3 protein-coding genes are annotated in these 2,909 nt (G+C 46.0%); all 3 read right to left on the bottom strand.

The annotated features are described in order from the left end of the window. A partial coding sequence (gene gatB, locus Q0338_RS02665) for an Asp-tRNA(Asn)/Glu-tRNA(Gln) amidotransferase subunit GatB (protein ID WP_298085412.1) occupies positions 1–1,229 on the bottom strand: 1,229 nt, incomplete at its 3' end. 126 nt (positions 1,230–1,355) lie between these two features. After that, positions 1,356–2,063 (bottom strand): F0F1 ATP synthase subunit A, encoded by a 708-nt coding sequence (locus tag Q0338_RS02660; protein WP_298085411.1) that lies wholly within the window; start codon positions 2,061–2,063, stop codon positions 1,356–1,358. A 147-nt stretch (positions 2,064–2,210) separates the two neighbouring features. Further along, the coding region (locus tag Q0338_RS02655; RefSeq protein ID WP_298085410.1) for a TSUP family transporter at positions 2,211–2,909 on the bottom strand (699 nt) is incomplete at its 5' end.

Raw genomic sequence — 2,909 nt, 5'->3', positions numbered from 1 at the left:
TTTAATCCCAATTTTTCGATGACGGCGTCTACGCTACCCTCGTTTTCCATAAGATAGTCAAGCACCTCTTTTGCCGCCTTAGCGCTTATCGTACCGTCTTCTATGCGGCGTAAAAGCTCTATCATCTTAGCCGAATTTACTGGCGATGTCTCGATCGTAGCACCGTTTTTTAGACGACCCAAAAGCTCAACGATGAGCCATGTAACGGCCAGTTTCGGCGATATTTTTGCTTCCACGAGCTCTTCGAAATACTTCGCCGTCTCCACGCTGCTAGTTAAAATCAGCGCGTCGTCCTCTTTTACGCCAAGCTCGCGTCCGTATCTAGCGACCTTTTGTTCGGCAAGCTCAGGGATCTTGATCGCTTCGTTATACATCTCCTCTGGGATCTCGACAGGCAGAAGATCAGGATCTGGAAAATATCTATACTCGGCACTATCTTCCTTGCCTCGCATAGAGCGCGTGACTAAATTTACTGTATCAAAAAGGCGGGTCTCTTGATAAACTTCCTCATCGTATTTGCCGTCTTCCCACGCCGCGCTTTGACGCTCGACCTCGTAGTCGATCGCTTTTTGGATAAATCTAAACGAGTTTAAATTTTTAATCTCGACGCGCGTGTAAAGCTTGCTGTCGCCTTTTGGACGGATGCTTACGTTAGCGTCGCAGCGAAAGCTTCCCTCTTGCATATTGGCGTCGCTGATGTTTAAAAATCGCAAAATCGAGTGCAGTTTTTTTAGGTATGCAACCGCCTCGTCGGAGCTGCGCAGATCAGGCTCGCTCACGATCTCAAGCAGCGGCGTGCCGGCGCGGTTTAGATCGACTAGGCTTTGTCCGCTCTCGTGGATGTTTTTACCAGCATCCTCTTCAAGGTGCGCTCGAGTGATGCCGATGCGTTTTTTTTCGCCATTTACATCGATAAAAAGCTCGCCTTTTTCTACTATCGGTATCTCAAACTGCGAAATTTGATAGGCTTTTGGAAGGTCTGGGTAAAAGTAGTTTTTACGGTTAAAAACCGAGCGTTTATTTATAGTCGCATTTACCGCCGCGCCAAAGCTTATCGCCTTTCTCACGGCTTCTTTGTTTAGCACCGGCAAAGATCCGGGTAACGCTAGGCAGGTCGGACAAACGTGCGTATTTGCCTCATCGCCGAAGCTCGTGGAGCAAGAGCAGAAAATTTTAGTTTTTGTATTAAGCTGGGTGTGAACCTCAAGCCCGATAACGACTTCAAACATAATTTGCCTTTTATTTAAAATTTAGGGCATATTTTAGCAGGATTTTTATTTAAGTTAGATAAAAAGAAGGGGTTGCGCCCGCCGATTTTTAGCGTATTTTAGCTGGCGGACGCGTAAATTTAAATTTTAGTGCTCGTCGTGGCTGATCAAGATCGCGCCGGCAAGATACACGTAAGTAAGAATCATAAAGATAAATGTCTGCAAGCACGCCATAAACGTAAGCAAGACAAACGCCGGAAGCGCAGCGTAAGACGCAAGAGCAAGTACGACCAAAAGGAACAAATCATCACCCTTGATGTTACCGAAAAGTCGGAAAGAAAGCGATACGACGCGAGACAGATGCGAAACGATCTCGACGATAAACATTATCGGAGCTAGCCATTTGTTTGGTCCCATGAAGTGAGCAAAATACTTAACCACACCGTTTACGCGGATACCTTCGTAGTGGTAAAACACGAAAACCACGAGCGCTAGAGTAAGGGTCAAATTTAAGCTCGAAGTCGGAGCCTCAAATCCAGGTATTATGCCTATTATGTTACTTACAAATACGATCAAACCGATGGTGGCGACTAGCGGTAGGTATTTTCTAGATAGCGCTTCGCTGCCTAGCACGTCCTTGCCCATGGATACGACGCCTTCTAAATACGCTTCGAGGATATTTTGCGCTCCGCGAGGCACGAGTTGCAAATTTTTAGTTGCAAATTTTGCCACGATAAGCACGATAATCGCGACTAAAACGAGATGTCCCGCGTAATTTACCGCGTGGATAACGTGCTCGTTGTCGGTAAACAAAGAAGCGATCCAACCTGTAAACAAAAACAAATTTTCTTGCATGGATTAACCTTAGATTTATGAAATTTAACGGCAATTTTATCCAAATAAACGTTAAAAGTTTTTTAAGCTTACCTCAAATTTCGCCCAAATTTTAGCTTTTTTGTCAAATTTAGCTCAAATTTCTACGTCGTTTTTTAAAATCAGCGCTTACGCGAAAAATCTATCGTAAACAAGCTTTAGTATCGTCGCGCCCACGACGGCTAAAAACACGACTCTAACAAATTTAACGTCCTTTTTCATGACCATATTTGAGCCAAAATACGCGCCCAAAACCTGACCGACGCCCATCAAAAGCCCAACCGTCCAAAGTATCTGTCCGCCTGCGATAAAAACGGCAAGAGAGACGATGTTGCTGGTAAAATTTAGGATTTTCGTATGCGCGACGGCTTTTTTCATATTTAGCCCGATGAGCGCAACCATCGCAAACGTCCAAAAACTGCCCGCTCCCGGCCCGAAAAATCCGTCGTAAAAGCCTAAAATTAGGCCAAATATAACGTAAAAAGCTCGCGCGTTCATGCGGGCGGCTCTGTCCTCGTCGCCGACCTTTGGCATCAAAAGCGTATATATGAAAATCGCTATCAAACAAAACGGGATAATAACGCGCAAAAACTCGGCGCTCAAAAACAAAATAAGCACCGTGCCGACGCACGCGCCGATAAAGGTAAAAACGATGCCGATAAAAACTTCGCGGAAATTTATCATGCCTTTTCGGGCGAAATTTAGCGCCGCCGTGAAGCTACCAAAAGTGCCTTGAAGCTTGTTCGTCGCTAGCGCCACATGAGGCGGCACGCCCATCGCCATGATCGTGGGTAGCGCGATCAGTCCGCCTCCGCCAGCGATCGCGTC

This window comes from uncultured Campylobacter sp. (assembly GCF_938018145.1).
GTDB lineage: Bacteria > Campylobacterota > Campylobacteria > Campylobacterales > Campylobacteraceae > Campylobacter_A.
The sequence above is the reverse complement of the archived record's forward strand: the minus strand, read 5'-3'. Positions and strand labels throughout refer to the sequence as shown.

Coding starts and splice junctions, on each gene's coding strand:
- Q0338_RS02660 (WP_298085411.1), bottom strand. CDS start 2,063: ATGCAAGAAAATTTGTTTTTGTTTACAGGTTGGATCGCTTCTTTGTTT.